The organism is Nonomuraea sp. ZG12 (assembly GCF_052068115.1).
Classification (GTDB): domain Bacteria; phylum Actinomycetota; class Actinomycetes; order Streptosporangiales; family Streptosporangiaceae; genus Nonomuraea.
The window spans coordinates 409710-426978 of the sequence record NZ_JBQHCW010000001.1 but is presented as its reverse complement, the minus strand read 5'-3'; the positions used below and the strand labels follow the sequence as shown (position 1 = coordinate 426978).

The window sequence follows — 17269 nt, the reverse complement described above, 5'->3', positions numbered from 1 at the left end:
CCGGAATGCGAGCGCTCACCTCCCGGGGGCGCTCGTTCCTCGCCTCCGGGATGGCCGCGCTGCTGATGGCGATCCTGCTGGGCGAGAACGATTTGTTCAGGATCGGGGTGCTGGTGACGGCGCTGCCGTTGCTGGCCGCGATGGTGGTGGCACGCACCCGCTACCGGCTGAGCTGTGCCCGGCGCCTGGACCCGGCCAGGGCCGAGGTGGGCGGCGAGGCGACCGTGACGCTGCGCCTGGAGAACGTGACCAGGCTGCCGACCGGGCTGCTGCTGATCGAGGACACGGTCCCGTACGCGCTGGGCGTGCGGCCCAGGTTCGTGCTGGACAGGGTGGAGGCGCGCGGCGTCCGGGAGATCGACTACCGGGTGCGCTCCGACCTGCGCGGGCGCTACACGATCGGCCCGCTGTCGGTGCGCATCGCCGACCCGTTCGGCCTGGTGGAGCTGACCCGCGCGTTCACGATCAGCGACACGCTCGTGGTGACCCCGCAGGTGGTGGCGCTGCCGCACGTACGGCTGTCCGGCGAGTGGACCGGCGGCGGCGACAGCCGCACCAGGAGCGTGGCGGCCGCGGGCGACGACGACGTGGCGCCGCGCGAGTACCGGCAGGGCGACGACCTGCGCCGGGTGCACTGGCGCTCCACCGCGCGCCACGGCGAGCTGATGGTACGGCGCGAGGAGCAGCAGTGGCAGAGCCGCGGCGCGCTCCTGCTCGACACCCGCAGGTACGCCCACCGCGGCGACGGCCCGCGCTCCTCCTTCGAGGTGGCGGTCTCGGCCGCGGCCTCGATCGGCGTGCACCTCGCGCATGAGGGCCTGGGCCTGCGGCTGGTGACGGACCAGGGCGCCGAGCACCTGACGGACACCGGGCTGAGCTGGTCGCTGCTCGACACCCTGTCCATGGTGCGCAGCAGCTCGGCCCGCTCGCTGGAGATGGGCGTTTCCGCGCTTCGGCAGGGCGGCGGTGACGGCCTGATCGTGGCCGTGGTCGGCGCGCTCGACCCGGAGGAGGCGCGGGAGCTGGCCCGGCTCAGGCACAGCGGCATCACCGGTGTGGCGGTGCTGCTCGACGTGGACACGTGGGACGGCGGCGCCCCGGGCTCGGCGGAGAACCTCCAGGCCGTGGAGACCGTGCTGGCCGGCTACGGATGGCGGATCGTCCGCCTGTCCGCCGGCGTCTCGATCGCCTCGGTCTGGCCGGATGCCGCCAGCCGTGGCAGGTACTCCCTCACCGGAGGTTCGGCATGAGGCTTTCGATAGCGGCCGCGGTGGCGACGTTCACCTCGGCCATCCTGCTCCATCCGCTCTTCGAGGGCGGGCAGTGGTTCTGGAGCTCGCTCGGCGTGGTGCTGGCCGTGCTGGCCGCCAGCGTGCTGAGTACCCGGCTGTCGCTGCCAGCCTGGGCCGCGCCCCTGGTCAGCGTGGCGGCGTTGTGGATCTTCCTGACGGTGTCCTTCGCCGCCGAGGAGGCCTGGGCGTGGGTGGTGCCGACCAAGGCGTCGGTGCTGGAGCTGGCCGGGCTGCTGGGCACCGGCTGGACCGACATCCAGCGGTTCGCCGCGCCGGTGCCGGCCAACGAGGGCATCTCCCTCCTGACCGCCGGCGGCGTCGGCCTGATCGCGATCGTCGTCGACCTGTTCGCGGCGCGGGTGCGGCGGGCGGCGCTGGCCGGGCTGCCGCTGCTCGCGCTGGCCACGGTGCCGGCCACGATCCTGATCGATCCGATCAGCTGGCCCGCGTTCATCGTCGCGGCGCTCGGGTTCACCAGCATGCTGGCGGCCGACGGGCGTGAGCGGGTGGGGCACTGGGGCCGGGCGGTGCTGGTGCGCCGCACCCGTTCGGCCCGGGCGGAACTGCCCGCGGCGGCCGGCGTGGCCGACACGCGGGGGCTGCGGCTGTCGGGCAAGCGGATCGGCTTCGCCGCCATCGCGCTGGCCGTGGTGGTGCCCGCGGCGCTGCCGGCGATGGAGCCGGTCTCGTTCTTCAGCTTCGGCGTGGGCGGCAACGGCTCCGGCCGAGGCAACTCGATCAGCATCCCGAACCCGATCGCCAACCTGAAGGGGCAGCTGGAGCTGCCCGAGAAGCGCACCGTCCTCACCTATGTCAGCAGCGACAACCAGCCCCGCTACCTGAGGATCTACGCGCTCGACACCTTCGACGGCGACCAGTTCGGGATGACGCAGCCGGAGGGCGCGCCGGAGAACCGGACGGACAACGGACCACTGCCTCCCCCGCCGGGCCTGGGGCAGAGCGTCAAGGTCAACAACATCCGCTCCACCATCACCATCAGCGACGAGATCGCCAAACTGTCGTTCCTGCCGCTGCCGTATCCGGCCACGGAGATCCGGGTCGACGGTGACTGGCGCGCCGACGTCAGCACGCTGATGGTCTTCTCCACCCGCGACGAGGCGGCCGGGCTGGAGTACGAGGTCGCCACGAGTGAGCCGGCGCCGACGGCCGACCTGCTGGACTCGCTCCCATCGGGTACGCCGGATGCCGACCCTCGCTATCTGGAGGTGCCCGACGACCTGCCGCCGGGGGTCAGGGACCTGGCGTTGCAGGAGACCCAGGGCGCGGATACCCCCTATCAGGCCGCGGTGCAGCTGCAGGAGTTCTTCACCAAGACCGGCGGCTTCGTCTACAGCCTGGAGACGCAAGGGCACAGCAACTCCGCGCTGCAGGACTTCCTGCTGCGCAGCCGGGCGGGCTACTGCGAGCAGTTCGCCGCGTCGATGGCGCTGCTGGCCAGGATCGCCGGCATCCCCTCGCGGGTGGCGATCGGCTACACGGGCGGCACCCAGATCGGCGGCCAGTGGACGGTCGGCACCAACGACTCCCACTCCTGGCCCGAGCTGTACTTCGAGGGCGTGGGCTGGCTGCCGTTCGAGCCGACCCCGGCGGGCTCGCTGGGCCAGGGCAGCGCCCGGGTGCCTGCCTACACCCAGCCGCAGCCGCGCGCCACGACCTCCAGCGCGGCCCCGACACCCGGATCCACCAGCTCCTCCGCGGACGAGCCGCAGGACCCGGGCACCCGGCAGAACCCGCGTGAGCTCGACCGTGAAGCGCTCATCGCCTCCGGCGGGCTGCCGCCGGACGACTCGATGCCGCTGATCGCCCAGATCGGCATCGGCGCGGGCGTCCTCCTGCTGATCCTGCTCATCCCGGCCTTGATCAGGGTGGTGACGAGGAACAGGCGGGTCCGCAGGCTCGGCTGGAAGGTGTCGCGGCCGGCGGACGAGATGACGGCCAGGATCGCGTCGGTGAACTACCCGTCGGTCGCGGCGGCCTGGGCGGAGCTGGACGACGCCCTGTGCGACTACGGGCTGACCCGCCAGCCGAGCGAGACGCCGCGCGCGCTGGCGCGGCGGCTGACCGAGCAGTACGAGTTCGACGCCGAGTCGGCGGCGGCGGTCATGTCGATCGCGACGACCGTGGAGCGGGTGCTGTTCGCCCGGGATCCCGGCGAGATCGGCCCGATGAGCAAGGACCTGCGCAAGGTGCGGCAGGCGCTGGCGGCGACGGTGTCGCGCGCGAGGCGGGTGCGGGCGGTGCTGCTGCCGCCGTCGACGATGCGGTGGCTGCGCGGCATGGGCGAGGGTCTGCTGGACGGCTTCGACCGGCTGGAGTACATCAGGTGGCGGCGGACGGCAGCGCAGAAGGGCGCATGACGATCTGACCGAACGTGCGTGCGGTCGCTCCCCCGGAGGGGAACGGCCGCACGTTCGTCTTATGGGTGCCGGCGCTCAGTGCTCGTCGTGACGACGGCGCCAGCGCTCTTCCATACGCTCCATGAAACTCCCCCGGTTTCCTCCCCGGCGGACCTGCTTGCCTGGGTCGCCGGCTCCTGATGCCGAAGCGGAGTCACCGAACCCATTCATTCGTTTCCAGCTGGACAGACCCCACAGACACGCGGCGAGCATGACCACGAAACCGCCGACGCCGAGCGGGATCAAGTTGATCACTACGCCGACCATCAGCAGGACGACACCGAGGACAAAGCCTATGGAGGCTTTGACCAGGCGACGCTTGTAATGGCTGCGCGGGTCACTGATCCTTACGGTGTTGGCCCACTTCGGGTCCTCGGCGTAGAGGGCCTGCTCGATCTGGTCGAGCAAGCGCTGCTCGTGCTCAGAGAGCGGCACGGCGCCTCCCAAGGACGGCCCCAGGACGGGGAATACGGCAACGGACGACACGGGGTGTCCGAACCTCGCGGTCGGTTATCCCCAGAATACGAGGCTGTAGACGTAGGCGAAAGCAAACGTCCAACGCAGACCAAACCGGAGGTGACGTCATGGCTTCATTCTGGGCCATAATTCTCCCCTCCCCCGAAGTCGTGACATCGCCTCACGCCTCCATTTCATCAAGTCTGCCCCGAACTAGCGAAGCCGGGAGCACCGCATCGGGACCGAATCTGCGCACGGCCTGGTCCATGGCCTGTTCGGCCTCGCGCCAGCCGGTCTCCCGCGCACCCAGGCTGAGCTGGCGTGACGCCGATTCGGCGGGGCGCAGGCCCTCCATCCGGACCCCCACGAGGCGCAGCCGCACACGATCGAGATCCGCCGCCTGGAAGAGCTCGCAAGCTGTGGCGTAAATCTCCTGAGCGACGTCGGTGGGCTCCTTGAGAGTCCTGGACCGACTGATCGTGGAGAAGTCGGCGCGGCGCAGCTTCACGCTTACAGTCCTGCCCACGTGTCCGGCCTTACGCATCCGAGCGGCCACTCGTTCGGACAGGCGCAGCAGCTCACGCCTGATCACCTCGGGATCGTCGACGTCGGCGGCGAAGGTCTCCTCGTTGCCGATGCTCTTGTCGGGGACGTGCGCGGTCACCGGCCGCTCGTCCCGCCCCCAGGCCAGCGCCGCCAGGTGACCGCCCACCGCCTGCCCCAGCTCGCGCTGGAGCGTGCCAGGAGGCACCCTGGCCAGGTCTCCGACGGTGCGGATGCCCAGGCGTACCAGAGACTGCTCGGTGCGCTCGCCGACGCCCCACAGCGCCGACACGGGCAGCGGATGCAGGAAGGCCACGACCTCGTCGGCGGGCACCACCAGCATGCCGTCGGGCTTGCACTGTTTCGAGGCGAGCTTGGCGATGAATTTACTGCTCGCGATGCCCACCGAGCAGGTGATGCCGAAGCGCTCCAGCACCTCGGCCCTGATCATCGCGGCGATCACGGCGGGCGGGCCCAGCCTGCGCCCGGCGCCGGCCACGTCGAGGAACGCCTCGTCGGAGGCGACGGGCTCGACCAGCGGGGTGACCGAGTGGAAGATCTCCATGACGCCCCGGGAGACCTCGGTGTACTTGCCGTGGCTGGGCGGGATGATCGTCGCCTGCGGGCACAGCCTGCGCGCCCTGCTCATGGGCATCGCCGAGTGCACGCCCCGGGCCCTGGCCTCGTAGGTGGCGCTGAGCACCACCCCCCGCCCGGCGGGCGAGCCCACGATCACCGGACGCCCCCGGAGCTCCGGGCGCTCCAGCAGCTCGACGCTGGCGAAGAACGCGTCCATGTCGACATGCAGGATGGGACAGCCGCTGTCATCGACCCCGGTCCGCGGAGCGGGGCCCATGCCTGTGATCTGCTTACGAGACACGCCGCCTATTCTATCCGAACAAGTGTTCTATGCCGATGGCCCTGGTCATGGTCACTGCAGATGGCCCAGCAGGTGGAGCTGGGTCGCGATGTCCCGCAGCACCGGATGAGTCGAGGCGGCCTGCTCCAGCGCCACCAGCGCCTCGGCGGCGCCCGGCTCGCCGTCGAGCAGGCGGCTCGGCACCAGGTCGGCGAAGATCCGCACGCCGTGCACCGCGCCCGGCACGAACCCCGCCGTGCTCAGCAGCCCGGTGAGGGCGTCGGCCGTGAAGCGCCGCGGCGTGGGGTCGCGGTCGCCCCAGCTCCCCGCCGGGTCCGTCAGCACGGACCTGGCCTCGTCGAACTGCCCCGCCAGCGCGCGGTGGATGGCGCTGGCCACCGGGTTGGCCGCCAGCACGCTCACCGCGCCGCCCGCGCGCACGAGCTGGGCCATGGCGGTCAGCGCGCCGATCGGATCCTCGACGTACTCCAGCACGCTGTGACACAGGACCAGGTCGGCGCTGTCGCGGCTGAGCAGGTCTCCGAGGTCGGCGGCGTCGCCCTGGAGCCCGCGCACCTCCACGCCCTTCTCCTTGGCCCTGCGCTCCAGCGCGGCCAGCGAGTCGGGGCTGGGGTCGACCACGGTCACCGAGTGACCCAGCACGGCCAGCGGCACGGCGAACCCACCGGTGCCGCCGCCGGCGTCGACGATGTCGAGCGCGTCCCGCCCGGTGGCGGCGGCCAGCTCGGCCAGCACCCCCCGCAGCGCGTCCCAGACGACGGCGGTGCGCACCGCCGGGGTCCTCGTGGCGCCTTCAGCTCGCAACGTCGGCTCGCCTCCCTCTCCTTCACGGACGCGCCCAGCCTACGCCGTGCACGCGATCGTCCGCTCCCCCACATCGGGGGCAAAATCCCCCATCCGGAAAACCAAGGAGAGATGAAGACGCGGGGACGGACCAAGAACCCTCAGGGATGAAGGTGACGGGCGGTCAGAGGTGGCGGGTGAGGACCAGAGGTGAAGGTGACGGACCGTTACAGGTGGCGGGCCAGCTCCCAGGGGTCGTGGGCGGAGATCACCGTCACGTCCTCCGGGAGCTCCCGGAGCCGTGCCTGGTTGGCGATCCGGAGCTCGGCGTCCACCTGGGAGTCGAGCTGCACGATGTCGAGCAGCGGATGCGGCCGCGGGTCGGTGCGGGAGAGCTCCCGGTGGTAGAAGTACGCGTCGCCCGCGTGCAGCAGCCACCCGTCGCCCCGCTTGACGGCCACCCCGGCGTGCCCTCTGGTGTGCCCGCCGAGCGGGATCAGCAGAATCTCCGCCCGCACCCCGTCCAGCTGGAGCGCCCCCTCGAACCCGTACCACTCGCTCCCGGACGCGGCCGGATAGGTGACCCAGGAGGGCCCGTGCGCCCAGTGCCCGGGCCGGTAGCGGCGGCTCGGGCCCTCGTCCAGGGCGGCCTTCAGCTCGGCCTCCATGACGTGCACACTGGCGTGCGGGAAGTCGGGCAGCCCGCCGCTGTGGTCGACGTCCAGGTGGGTGAGCACGATGTGCCGTACGTCAGCGGGGTCGTGGCCGAGCGCGGCGACCTGCTCGACGGCGGTCTCGGCGGGCATGAGCGCCGGCTCGACCAGCGCCGCCCACTCCGGGTCGAGCAGCTCGCCGGGCCTCGCCACGTCGTCCGCGCCGAGCCCGCTCTCCACGAGCACCAGCCCGGAGCCGGGGGTCTCGATGAGCAGGGCGTGGCAGACGGCAGGGGCGGGGGCGAGCCCGTGGGTCGATTCGAGCTCGCGCATCGAACCGAGATTCAAGTGATGGATTCTCATGGGCACTAGACTGCGACTTGAAGCGCGGTTCAAGTCAAGGAGATGGGCGCATGCTGCTCGACATCGCGGAGGTGTCCCAGCGGGCCGGCCTGGCCCCCTCGGCCCTGCGCTTCTACGAACGCAAGGGCCTCATCACCGCCGACGGCCGCAACGGCCTGCGCCGCGCCTACCATCCGGAGACGCTGAGCCGGCTCGCCCTGATCGCCTGCGCCCGCGACGCCGGGTTCACCCTGGCGGAGATCGCCGCCTTCCTGCACGCGGGCCCGTCGGACACGGTGCTGCGCGAGCGGATGGCGGCCAAGGAGCGCGAGGTCAGCGAGCGTGTCGACCAGCTCACCCGGCTGCGTGACAGCCTGCGCCACGCCGCCGTCTGCGCGCACGATCCGCTGGTGGAGTGCCCGGAGTTCAAGCAGGCGATACGGCGCGCGCGGTGAGTGGCCGCGCGCCCGCCGCCGTCAGAGGGTCAGACTGGGCTTGAGCTGTTTGAAACGGGCCAGCAGTCCGTTGACGAACTGCGGCGACTCGTCCGTCGACAGCTCCGCCGCCAGGTGCACCCACTCGCTGATGACGACGCCCTCGGGCACGTCGGGCATCCACAGCAGCTCGTACGTGCCGCCACGCAGCAGGTTGCGGTCGACGGCGGGCATACGGTCGAGAGTCCACCCCTCGGAGTAGGTGGTGATCAGCTCGTCGATGCGGGCGTGGTGCCTGGCGACGCCCTCGACGATGGCCGAGGTGTACTCGTTCACCGGGGGATCCTTGCGCTCCACCCGCTCACCGAGGATCTTGAGCGGGTCCTCGGTGCGCGCCTCGGCCTCGAAGAGGATGTCAAGTGCTCGCCTGCGTGCTTTGCCGCGTGCGGACACCTCAGGCCCGGCCGAGGTATTCGCCGCTGCGGGTGTCGACCTTGACCCGCTCGCCCGGGGTGATGAAGAGCGGCACCTTGATCTCGGCGCCGGTCTCCAGGGTGGCGGGCTTGGTGCCGCCGGTGGACCGGTCGCCCTGCAGGCCCGGCTCGGTGTTCTCGATGGTCAGCTCGACCGCGGCGGGCAGGTCCACGTACAGCGCGGAGCCCTCGTTGAACGCCACGGTGGCGAGGGTGTTCTCGAGCATGTAGTTGGCGGCGTCGCCGACCGTGAGGGCGGGCACGTTGACCATGTCGTAGGTCTCGGTGTCCATGAACACGAAGTCGTCGCCGTCCTTGTAGGAGTACTGCATCTCGCGCTTGTCGACGTTGGCCACGTCGACTTTCACTCCGGCGTTGAAGGTCTTGTCGACGACCTTGCCGGAGAGCACGTTCTTGAGCTTGGTGCGCACGAACGCGCCACCCTTGCCCGGCTTGACGTGCTGGAACTCCACAACGGCCCAGAGCTCACCACCGTCGAGCTTCAGCACCATGCCGTTCTTGAGGTCGTTGGTCGTCGCCACTCGTTCTCTCCCGCGTGTGGCCGCTCAAAGGACGAGCAGCTCCTTGGTCGTCTTGGTGAAAAGTTCCGCCCCGCTCCCACGTGTCACGAGAGTGTCCTCGATGCGAACGCCGCCCCGGCCCGGAAGATAGACCCCCGGCTCGACGGTGATCGGAACTCGATCCTCAAGTCTACCGGTACGTGACGGGCCCAGGAACGGGTCCTCGTGGATCTCCAGCCCCACTCCGTGGCCGAGGCCGTGCCGGAAACGGTCGCCGTGGCCGGCGGCCGTGATGATGGAGCGGGAGGCGAGATCCACCTGCTGGGCCTGCGCGCCGGGCAGGACGGCCTGGGAGCCCGCCCGCTGGGCCTCGGCGACCAGATCGTAGATCTCCCGCTGCCAGTCCGCGGGCCGGCCCAGGCAGACGGTGCGCGTCATGTCGGCGTGATAGCCCTGGTAGAGGGCGCCGAAGTCCATGGTGACCAGGTCGCCGGAGCGCAGTTCCCTGTCGGTGGGGGCGTGGTGCGGGATGGCGCCGTTCTCCCCGGCGGCGACGATCGTCTCGAAGCCGGGCTTGTCGGCGCCGAGCTCGATCATGCGGGCGTCGAGCAGGCGGGCGAGGTCCCGTTCCGTGACGCCCGGCCGGATGTTCCGCGAGATGTCGGCGAACGCCTGGTCGGTGATCGCGCAGGCGGTGCGGACCAGCTCCAGCTCGTCGTCGTCCTTGACCATCCTGAGCCGCTCGACCAGGGGCTCCAGCGGCACCAGTCCGCCGCCCAGCCGGTTGAAGGTGGCCACGCTCATGCTCGCCGCCTCGATGCCGACGCCGGGCACGGCCAGTTTGCGCGCCACGTCGGACGCCTCCACCGCCTCGACGTCCAGGCCGCGCGTCTTGTCGATGTAACGGTTGTCGGTCACCAGCAGTGCCGACCCGTCGGCACCGACCAGGACGGCGGCGTTGGAGCTGGCCAGCCCGGTGAGATAGCGCACGTTGACGCCCGAGGTGACCAGCATCGCGTCGACCTCGTACGCGGGCAGCATGGCCGCGAGGCGCGCCCGCCGTTCCTGGTAATTGACCGTCATTTCGCCAATGTACGTGTATCGCCCAGCCTGCCACTATGGGCGACTGACGCCACTAATCCAGCGGCCACTCGCGCAGCCACTCGGCCAGCGGGCCTTCCTGGGCCACCTGTCCCCTGTCCTGCGCTCTGACGAGGTCACGCGTGATGCCCCTGAGCTGGTCGCGTCCCGCCTCCTCCTTGCCCTCGGCGAACTTCTCCCCGGCCTTCCTGATCTTCTCCTGGGCCTTGCCCGCCACGCGGGGATCGATGCCGTTCAGGGTCACCTGGTGCCTGATGGTCTCGCTGAGGTTCCGCATGTAACCGTTCCACCCGCCGGGCGGCTGGCCGACGCCGACGATGCCCTTGGGATCCGCCGCGCCCGTCTCCTGGAGGCTGGTGGGCTCGCTGGTCGGCAGGGGCGAGAAGGACGGCTCCTGGGTCGGGGTGGGGGTCGGCGTCGGCGTGGGGGCCGGGGCGCTGGTCGAGGGCGTCGCGCTCGGGGTGGTGTCGGCGACGGGCGTCTCCTGCCCCATTCCGCCCCACACCACCATCGCGACGGTGACGGCCACGATCGCCGCCAGCGCCGCCCCGAACTGGATGAACAGCCGTCTGTTGGCGGCGTCCGGTGCGGGCGGCGGCGCGAGCTCGGCCGCGTCGAAGATCGCGGTGTCCCCGGCGCGCGGCGCGGGCGCCTGGAACTCGGGGGCGGGGCTCGCCACCACCTTGGCCCGCGGCCTGGCGATGCCGGCCAGCGTCCGCCGCAGCGACTCCCCGCTGCCGGGCCGCTGGGCGGGATCCTCGGCCAGCAGGGCGACGACCAGGCGGTCCAGCTCCTCCGGCACATCGGGGCGCAGCGAGCGCGGCCCCTGCCCGGCGGGCGGCTGCCCGGTGAGCAACTCGTACATGATCACGCCGAGCGCGTAGAGATCGGCCTGCGCCTCACCGCCACGCCCGTCGAGCTGCTCGGGGGCCCGGTAGCGGCGGTCCTCCGGCGCGGCCTCCTGCTCGGCCAGCCCGAATCCGACGACCTTCAGCACGCCGCTGCCGGCCAGCCGGAGGCTGCCGGGCTTCAGCTGCCCGTGCACCACTCCCGCCCGGTGGGCCGCGTCCAGTCCCGCCGCGGCCTGCCCGACCAGGTCGCACACCTCGACGATCTTCATCGGCCCGCGCCCGGCCAGCTCCTCGGCCAGGCTGGGCCCGGTGAGGAACTCCATCACCAGGAACGGCGCGCCGTCGTTGTCACCGACGTCGAGCACCATGGCCACGTTCGGATGGATCACCCGGGCGACGGCCTGGGCGTGCTGGCGCAGGACCTGCCGGGTGCCCGCGCCCACCGCCTTGGCGCCCAGCATTCTCACGGCCACGGTCCAGTCGGCGCGGGTGTCGTAACCCCGCCACACCTCTCCCATCGGCGAGCTGCCGATGAGCTCATCGAGCCGATACCGGCCGGCCACCAGTGACGGGGTCTCGTCGGACATATCTCCGCCAATACTCAAACAATCATCAGTTTTCGACCCACCATAGAGGCACCAGCCCTCCCACCGCCCCGGGACGGGGACACCGGACACGCCGAACGCCCGCCCTCCCTGAGGAGAACGGGCGCTCAGACGTGTGCGTACCGGTGTGCAGGTCGCCTAACGGCGAAAGGCACAACGCGGCTCCAGCCGAACGGTATTCCGCGAAGGCGATAGGTGAGGCCCTGGGACACTGGTCACACCGGTCACGGGAGATGTAACCAAGGCACGCCGCCGAACATTCCCGCGAGCCGGGCCCGGCTTTCAGGCCGCGATCTCCTTGATGGTCTCGATCAGCCGGACCCGCTCCTCGTGCGTCTTGCCGAACGGGCTGACGTTGAGCGTGGTGACGCCCGACTCCTTCATCGCCGCGACGCGGTCGCGGACGAACCCCTCGCTGCCGATCAGCGACATCCTCTCCAGCAGCTCGGCCGGCACCAGCGCCGCCGCCTCGTCCTTCTTGCCGTCGAGGTAGAGCTCCTGGATCCGCTCGGCCTCCTTCTCGTAGCCGTAGCGCCTGGCCAGATCGTTGTAGAAGTTCTTGCCCTTGGCGCCCATGCCGCCGATGTAGAGCGCCGCCATCGGCCGGCCGAACTCCAGCAGCTCGCTCACGTCGTCGCCGATCGCCAGGGCGGCCTGCGCGATCACGTCGAGCTCGCCCAGCTCCGGGTCCCGCTTGGCCTTGCCCGCGGCCAGCGACGCCCCCCACACGTCGACGGCCTTCTCCGGCATGTAGAAGATCGGCTCCCAGCCTTCGGCCAGCTCCGCGGTCAGCTCGACGTTCTTCGGGCCGATGGCCGCGACCACGATCGGGATGCGGGACCGTACCGGGTGGTTGATGAGCTTGAGCGGCTTGCCGAGGCCGGTGCCCTGCCCCTCGGGCAGCGGCAGGGTGTAGTGCTTGCCGTCGTAGCGCAGGCGCTCGCGCCGCCACACCTGGCGGCAGATCTCGATGACCTCTCTGGTACGGCCCAGCGGCGCGTTGTAGGGGACGCCGTGGAAGCCCTCGATCACCTGCGGGCCCGATGCGCCGAGTCCCAGCGTGAAGCGGCCGTCGGAGACGTAGTCCAGGCCGGCGGCGGTCATCGCGAGCAAGGTCGGCGTGCGCGAGTAGATCGGCAGGATGCCGGAGGCGATCTGCAGCCGCTCGGTCCTGGCCGCGATGTAGCCCATCTGGCTGACGGCGTCGAAGCTGTACGCCTCGGCCACGAAGACGATGTCGAGCCCGGCCTTCTCGTAGTCGGCCAGTTCGGCGACCGTCTCCTTGAAGCCGCCCGCGTAGTTGAGTGCCATCCCGATGCGCATACCGGACTCCCCTGACCGAATGTTGTTCCGTTGCAATGCAGAGAGGTTAGCGTGTCCGCAAGTCGGCCAGCGAGCCACTAGCTTGGTCAGGTGCTGAGAGGGATCGTCGTCGTGGTGTCCGCCGTGGTGGCCGTGGCGCTGGCCGGGCACCGGCTCATTCCCGTCCTGGGCGGCTTCACGACGATCATGGAGAGCGTGCTGCCGTGGCTCGGTTGGATCGTTCCGCCCCTGCTGGTCGCCGCCGTCCTGGCCCGCTCCGCGGCGGCCACCGCCGCCGCGCTGGTGCCCGGGGTGGTGTGGGCGGCGATGTTCGGCTCCACGCTGCTGCGCTCGCCGCCCGGGGGACCCAGCGACCTGGCGGTCGGCACCGTGAACGTGGGCGTGCGCAACAACGCCTCCGGCGAGGCGGTGCGGGCCATCGCCGACGACCTGGACCTGCTGGCCGCCCAGGAGCTCACCCCCGGCGGCCCGGCGGCCAAGCAGCTGAACCGGACCTTCAAGCACCGCTACGCCGTCAGCACGGTCGGGCTGTGGAGCCGCTACCCCATCTCCGCGCGCAAGCCGCTGGACGTCGGCATGGGCTGGGTGCGGGCGCTGCGCGCGGTGGTCTCCACGCCGAAGGGCAAGGTGACCGTCTACGTGATGCACCTGGCCTCGGCGCGCCCCGGGCACACCGCCTCCCGTGACACCTCGCTGGCCCAGGCGCGCAAGCTCATCGACGCCGACACCAGCGAGCGCGTCCTGCTGCTCGGCGACCTCAACACCGCCACCACCGACCGCGGGATGCGCGGGCTGACGCCGCCGCTGACCGACGCGCAGGAGGCGGCCGGCGACGGGTTCGGCTTCACCTGGCCGGCGGAGTTCCCCATCACCAGGCCCGACCACATCCTGTTCCGCGGGATGACGGCGACCGAGGCGGGGGTGGCCCCGGCCACGGGCAGCGACCACCGGGCCGCCATCGCCTCACTCCGCCTGTAGCAGGCGCAGGTCCTCCGGCGTGTCGATGTCGGCCGGGTCGCCGGGGCACGCCACCTCGGTGACCAGCTCGGGATGGGCGGCGAGGAACGGCCGCGCCCCCACGTCGCCGCGCGCCAGCGCCGTCACCTCGGCGAAGTGCCCGCGCTCGATCAGCACCGGGTTCCTGCGCCGGCCGCCGTAGGTCGCCACCGCCACCCCGGCGCCGGAGTCGATCAGCGCGCGCACCGCCTCCGGCCGCACGAACGGCTGGTCCACCAGCGCGATCACCACCGCCTCCGCCTCGGCGGGCACCGCGGCCAGCCCGACCCGCAGGGACGAGCCCATACCGGACGCCCAGTCAGGATTCTGTACGGTCACCGCGCGGCGCACCTGCGGCGTGGCGGCCCCCAGCACGACCACCACGGGATGGCAGCCGCCCTCCTCCAACAGCCGCACGCCACGATCGACCAGCCGCTCACCCTGATGCTCCAGCAGCGCCTTGGGCCTGCCCAGCCGGGCGCCCTGCCCGGCCGCGAGCAGCAACCCGGCGACCCGTGACCGTCTCATGGCCCCTCGTGGTGGATGCGGCCCTCGGTGTCGGTCAGCGGCCGCCCCGAGCCGCCCCAGCGGAGCTGGATGAGCTCGGCTGCGATCGCCACGGCGGTCTCCTCCGGGGTGCGGGCCCCGAGGTCGAGGCCGATGGGCGAGCGCAGCCGCGCCAGCTCCTCCTCCGTCAGCCCCGCCTCACGCAGCCGGGCCAGCCGGTCGTCGTGGGTGCGGCGCGAGCCCATCGCGCCCACATAGCCCGCGTCGGTGCGCAGCGCCACCTCCAGCAGCGGCACATCGAACTTCGGATCATGGGTCAGCACGCAGATCACCGTACGCTCGTCCACCGGCACCGTGGCCAGATAGTCGTGCGGCCACTTCACCACCACCTCGTCGGCCTCGGGGAAGCGCTTGGGGGTGGCGAAGACGGGCCGGGCGTCACAGACGGTGACGTGGTAGCCGAGGAACTTGCCCACCCTCGCCACCGCCGCCGCGAAGTCGATCGCGCCGAACACCAGCATCCGGGGCGTCGGCGCGAACGACTGCACGAACACCGCCAGGTCGTCCAGCCGCCGCTCGCCCTCCGCGCCGTAACGCCGGATGCCGGTCAAGCCCTGGGCCAGCATGCCGCGCACATCATCGTCGACGGCGTCGTCCAGCCGCCGCGGGCCGAGCGTGCCGGAGGCGCGGCCGGGCCAGATGACACGGCGGGCGCCCACCCGACCGGGCCCGGACAGCACGGTGGCGACGGCGACCGGCTCGCGCGCGTCGATCGAGGCCGCGATCTCCTCCATCTCCGGGAAGGTCTCCTGGGAGATCCGCTCCACGAAGATGTCGATGATGCCGCCGCAGGTGAGCCCGACGGCGAAGGCGTCGTCGTCGCTGACGCCGTACCTCTGCAGGACGGGCGTGTCGATGCCGGTGGCGAGCTCGAACACCGCGCCCTCCACGCACCCGCCGGACACGCTGCCGACGACCTCGTCGCCGTGCACCGCCATGGCCGCACCCGGCTGCCGGGGCGCGCTGCTGAACGTGCTCACCACCGTGGCGAGCCCGAACGGGACCCCCGACCTCCACCAGCGCATGATCTCTGGCAGTACGTCACGCATGGGCGAGCCTTTCGCTGAGTTCCTCGTAGGCGGCCAGGCTGTGCCCGGCCACCAGATCGTCAAGATATGGCAGGGCGGCGCGCATGCCCCCCGTGAGCGGCTGGTAGTCCTCGTACCCCTTGTGCGGGTTGGCCCAGATCATCCGGTGCGCCTGCCTGGCCAGCCTGGCCAGCTGCGCGCCGAGCAGCGCCGGATCCCCTCGCTCCCAGCCGTCGGAGGCGATCACCACGATCGCGCCTCGCGCGCTGTGCCGGACGAGGAACTCCCTGAGCTCCTCCCCCAGTCTGGTGCCGCCGCTCCAGTCCGGGATCGCCCGCGACGCCTCGTCGAGCGCGGTGCCGGGGTCGCGGTGGCGCAGCTCGCCGGTGATCGAGGTGAGCCGGGTGCCGACCGAGAATACCTCGGTGGCCTGCGGCTCGCTCCTGACCAGGGCGTGCGCGAAGCGCAGCAGCGTCTCCGCGTACGCCGACATCGAGCCGCTGACGTCCACGAACAGCACCACCCGGCGCGGCCTGGTGGTGTGCCGCCGGTGCAGCAGCCTGGCCACCTCGCCCTTCCTGAGCGCCTCGCGGATGGTGCGCCGCGGGTCCAGCGCCCCCCGGTGCGCGCTCCGGTGGCGTCGCGACCGCCTGGTGGCGCGTCCGCCGCTGAGCATCGACAGCATCCGGTGCACCTCGGCCCGCTCGGCCTCGGTCAGCCTGGCCACGTCCCGGTGCCGCAGGACCTCGGCCCGGCTGGCGGTCGCGGGCACCGCCTCGCCCTCCTCGCGCCGCTCGCCGTCCGCCGCCGCGGCGGTGTGCCGGGTCACGGTCGTCGTCGCGGTACGGCTCAGGGCCGCCTTGGCGCCGCCGAAGTACGCGGCGAAGCACCGGTCGTAGCGGGGTAGGTCATCGGGGCCCGAGCAGAGGGTCAGCCTGCCGGCCCAGTACACCTCGTCCGGCACGGTCACGTCGAGATGGTCGAGCGCCAGCAGCAGGTTCCGGGCCCTGGCGTGGTCGGCCGCCACCCCGGCGGCCCGCAGCGTCCTGACGAACCCGGTGACGGTCGCGGCCAGCTCACGCATGGTGCAGCAGCCCACCCGCCAGGACGCGCTCGACGTCCTCGCGGTACTTCAGCGCGGCGCCCAGTGAGGCTGCCGCCAGGTCCGGGTCCAGCTCCTTCGCGCCGAGCGTGAGCAGCGCCTCGGTCCAGTCGAGCGTCTCGGCCACGCCGGGCGGCTTCACCAGCTCGGCCCGGCGCAGCCGCTCGGCCGCCCTGGCCACCTGCGCCGCCAGCGTCTCGGTGCACTCGGGCAGGCGGCGCAGCAGGATCGCCACCTCGCGGTCGAAGCCCGGATGCTCCAGCCAGTGGTAGAGGCAGCGCCGCTTGAGCGCGTCGTGCACCTCCCGCGTCCGGTTGGACGTCACCACGACCACCGGCGGCGTGACGGCCCTGATCGTCCCCAGCTCGGGGATGGAGATGCTGAAGTCGGACAGCACCTCCAGCAGGAACGCCTCGAACTCGTCGTCGGCCCGGTCGATCTCGTCCACCAGCAGCACGCTCGGCTGCGTCTCCAGGGCTTTCAGCAGCGGCCGCGCGATCAGGAACCTGCGCCCGTAGATCTCCCCTTCGAGCCGGCCCAGGTCGGCGACCCCCGCCGCCTCGGCCGCCTTCAGATGCAGCAACTGCCGGGCGAAGTCCCAGTCGTAGAGCGCCTGGGCGGCGTCGAGCCCCTCATAGCACTGCAACCGGATCAGCGGCGCCCCGAGCAGCGCGGCCAGCGTCTTGGCCAGCTCGGTCTTGCCGACCCCCGCCTCCCCTTCGAGGAACAACGGCCGCCGCATCCGCAGCGCCAGGAACGCGGCGGTGGCGAGCCCTTCGTCGGCCAGATAGGCATGCCGGTCGAGCAACTCGATGAGCTTGGCCGGCGACTCAATGTCCATTGCCCTGATTGTCCGCCGCCGCACGCTTTCAGGCAACGCAACACCAGGCTCGACGAGTCCG

17 protein-coding genes are annotated in these 17269 nt (G+C 71.6%); 4 read left to right on the top strand and 13 right to left on the bottom strand.

What is annotated here, in order from left to right:
• Positions 1 to 5 precede the first annotated feature (5 nt).
• Positions 6 to 1250: a DUF58 domain-containing protein gene (locus ACTMTF_RS01960; RefSeq protein ID WP_441108931.1), complete on the top strand. Its 1245-nt coding sequence runs from the start codon at positions 6 to 8 to the stop codon at positions 1248 to 1250.
• Positions 1247 to 3670, top strand: a complete 2424-nt coding sequence (locus tag ACTMTF_RS01955; RefSeq protein ID WP_441108930.1) for a transglutaminase TgpA family protein — start codon at positions 1247 to 1249, stop codon at positions 3668 to 3670. Before ACTMTF_RS01960 ends, ACTMTF_RS01955 begins: the two co-directional genes overlap by 4 nt.
• A 75-nt stretch (positions 3671 to 3745) precedes the next feature.
• On the opposite strand, the gene ACTMTF_RS01950 is transcribed toward ACTMTF_RS01955, so the two are convergent.
• From ACTMTF_RS01950 to ACTMTF_RS01935, 4 genes are all read right to left on the bottom strand, one after another.
• A complete protein-coding gene (locus ACTMTF_RS01950) occupies positions 3746 to 4144 on the bottom strand; it encodes a DUF3040 domain-containing protein (RefSeq protein WP_397000901.1) in 399 nt (132 codons plus the stop codon).
• 202 nt (positions 4145 to 4346) lie between these two features.
• Positions 4347 to 5588, bottom strand: coding sequence for a DNA polymerase IV (dinB, locus tag ACTMTF_RS01945; protein ID WP_397000903.1), 1242 nt, complete (start codon positions 5586 to 5588; stop codon positions 4347 to 4349).
• Positions 5589 to 5639: 51 nt separating this feature from the next.
• Positions 5640 to 6359, bottom strand: a complete 720-nt coding sequence (locus ACTMTF_RS01940) for a methyltransferase domain-containing protein (protein WP_441108929.1) — start codon at positions 6357 to 6359, stop codon at positions 5640 to 5642.
• Positions 6360 to 6598: 239 nt separating this feature from the next.
• The gene (locus ACTMTF_RS01935; RefSeq protein WP_441108928.1) at positions 6599 to 7357 is read right to left on the bottom strand and encodes an MBL fold metallo-hydrolase; all 759 of its coding nucleotides are present in this window, start codon (positions 7355 to 7357) and stop codon (positions 6599 to 6601) included.
• 80 nt (positions 7358 to 7437) lie between these two features.
• Between ACTMTF_RS01935 and ACTMTF_RS01930 the strand changes: the two genes are divergently transcribed.
• A complete protein-coding gene (locus ACTMTF_RS01930; protein WP_397000909.1) occupies positions 7438 to 7821 on the top strand; it encodes a MerR family transcriptional regulator in 384 nt (127 codons plus the stop codon).
• A 21-nt stretch (positions 7822 to 7842) separates the two neighbouring features.
• Here ACTMTF_RS01930 and nusB read toward each other — a convergent pair whose 3' ends face one another.
• The 5 genes from nusB to ACTMTF_RS01905 form a co-directional block, all read right to left on the bottom strand.
• Entirely contained in the window at positions 7843 to 8253 is a 411-nt protein-coding gene (gene nusB / locus ACTMTF_RS01925) for a transcription antitermination factor NusB (RefSeq protein WP_441108927.1), read from the bottom strand.
• Between the two features lies 1 nt (position 8254).
• A complete protein-coding gene (gene efp, locus ACTMTF_RS01920; protein WP_397000913.1) occupies positions 8255 to 8815 on the bottom strand; it encodes an elongation factor P in 561 nt (186 codons plus the stop codon).
• Positions 8816 to 8839: 24 nt separating this feature from the next.
• Positions 8840 to 9877: a M24 family metallopeptidase gene (locus ACTMTF_RS01915; RefSeq protein ID WP_441108926.1), complete on the bottom strand. Its 1038-nt coding sequence runs from the start codon at positions 9875 to 9877 to the stop codon at positions 8840 to 8842.
• Positions 9878 to 9929: 52 nt separating this feature from the next.
• Positions 9930 to 11333 (bottom strand): serine/threonine-protein kinase, encoded by a 1404-nt coding sequence (locus ACTMTF_RS01910; protein ID WP_441108925.1) that lies wholly within the window; start codon positions 11331 to 11333, stop codon positions 9930 to 9932.
• Between the two features lie 300 nt (positions 11334 to 11633).
• Positions 11634 to 12674: an LLM class F420-dependent oxidoreductase gene (locus tag ACTMTF_RS01905; protein WP_441108924.1), complete on the bottom strand. Its 1041-nt coding sequence runs from the start codon at positions 12672 to 12674 to the stop codon at positions 11634 to 11636.
• A gap of 90 nt (positions 12675 to 12764) precedes the next feature.
• On the opposite strand from ACTMTF_RS01905, the gene ACTMTF_RS01900 reads away from it, so the two are divergent.
• A complete protein-coding gene (locus ACTMTF_RS01900) occupies positions 12765 to 13652 on the top strand; it encodes an endonuclease/exonuclease/phosphatase family protein (protein WP_441108923.1) in 888 nt (295 codons plus the stop codon).
• Here ACTMTF_RS01900 and ACTMTF_RS01895 read toward each other — a convergent pair.
• The 4 genes from ACTMTF_RS01895 to ACTMTF_RS01880 are packed head-to-tail and all read right to left on the bottom strand — an operon-like array spanning position 13638 to position 17208.
• Positions 13638 to 14198 carry a nucleotidyltransferase family protein gene (locus ACTMTF_RS01895; RefSeq protein WP_397000923.1) on the bottom strand — a complete coding sequence of 187 codons (561 nt, stop codon included), beginning with the start codon at positions 14196 to 14198 and terminating at the stop codon, positions 13638 to 13640. The two genes, ACTMTF_RS01900 and ACTMTF_RS01895, sit on opposite strands and share 15 nt — an antisense overlap.
• Complete coding sequence (locus tag ACTMTF_RS01890) at positions 14195 to 15286, bottom strand: XdhC family protein (RefSeq protein ID WP_441108922.1); 1092 nt, start codon at positions 15284 to 15286, stop codon at positions 14195 to 14197. Before ACTMTF_RS01890 ends, ACTMTF_RS01895 begins: the two co-directional genes overlap by 4 nt.
• Positions 15279 to 16349, bottom strand: coding sequence for a vWA domain-containing protein (locus ACTMTF_RS01885; RefSeq protein ID WP_441108921.1), 1071 nt, complete (start codon positions 16347 to 16349; stop codon positions 15279 to 15281). Before ACTMTF_RS01885 ends, ACTMTF_RS01890 begins: the two co-directional genes overlap by 8 nt.
• On the bottom strand, positions 16342 to 17208 hold the full coding sequence (locus tag ACTMTF_RS01880; protein WP_441108920.1) for an AAA family ATPase: 867 nt from the start codon (positions 17206 to 17208) through the stop codon (positions 16342 to 16344). Before ACTMTF_RS01880 ends, ACTMTF_RS01885 begins: the two co-directional genes overlap by 8 nt.
• Between the last annotated feature and the right edge of the window lie 61 nt (positions 17209 to 17269).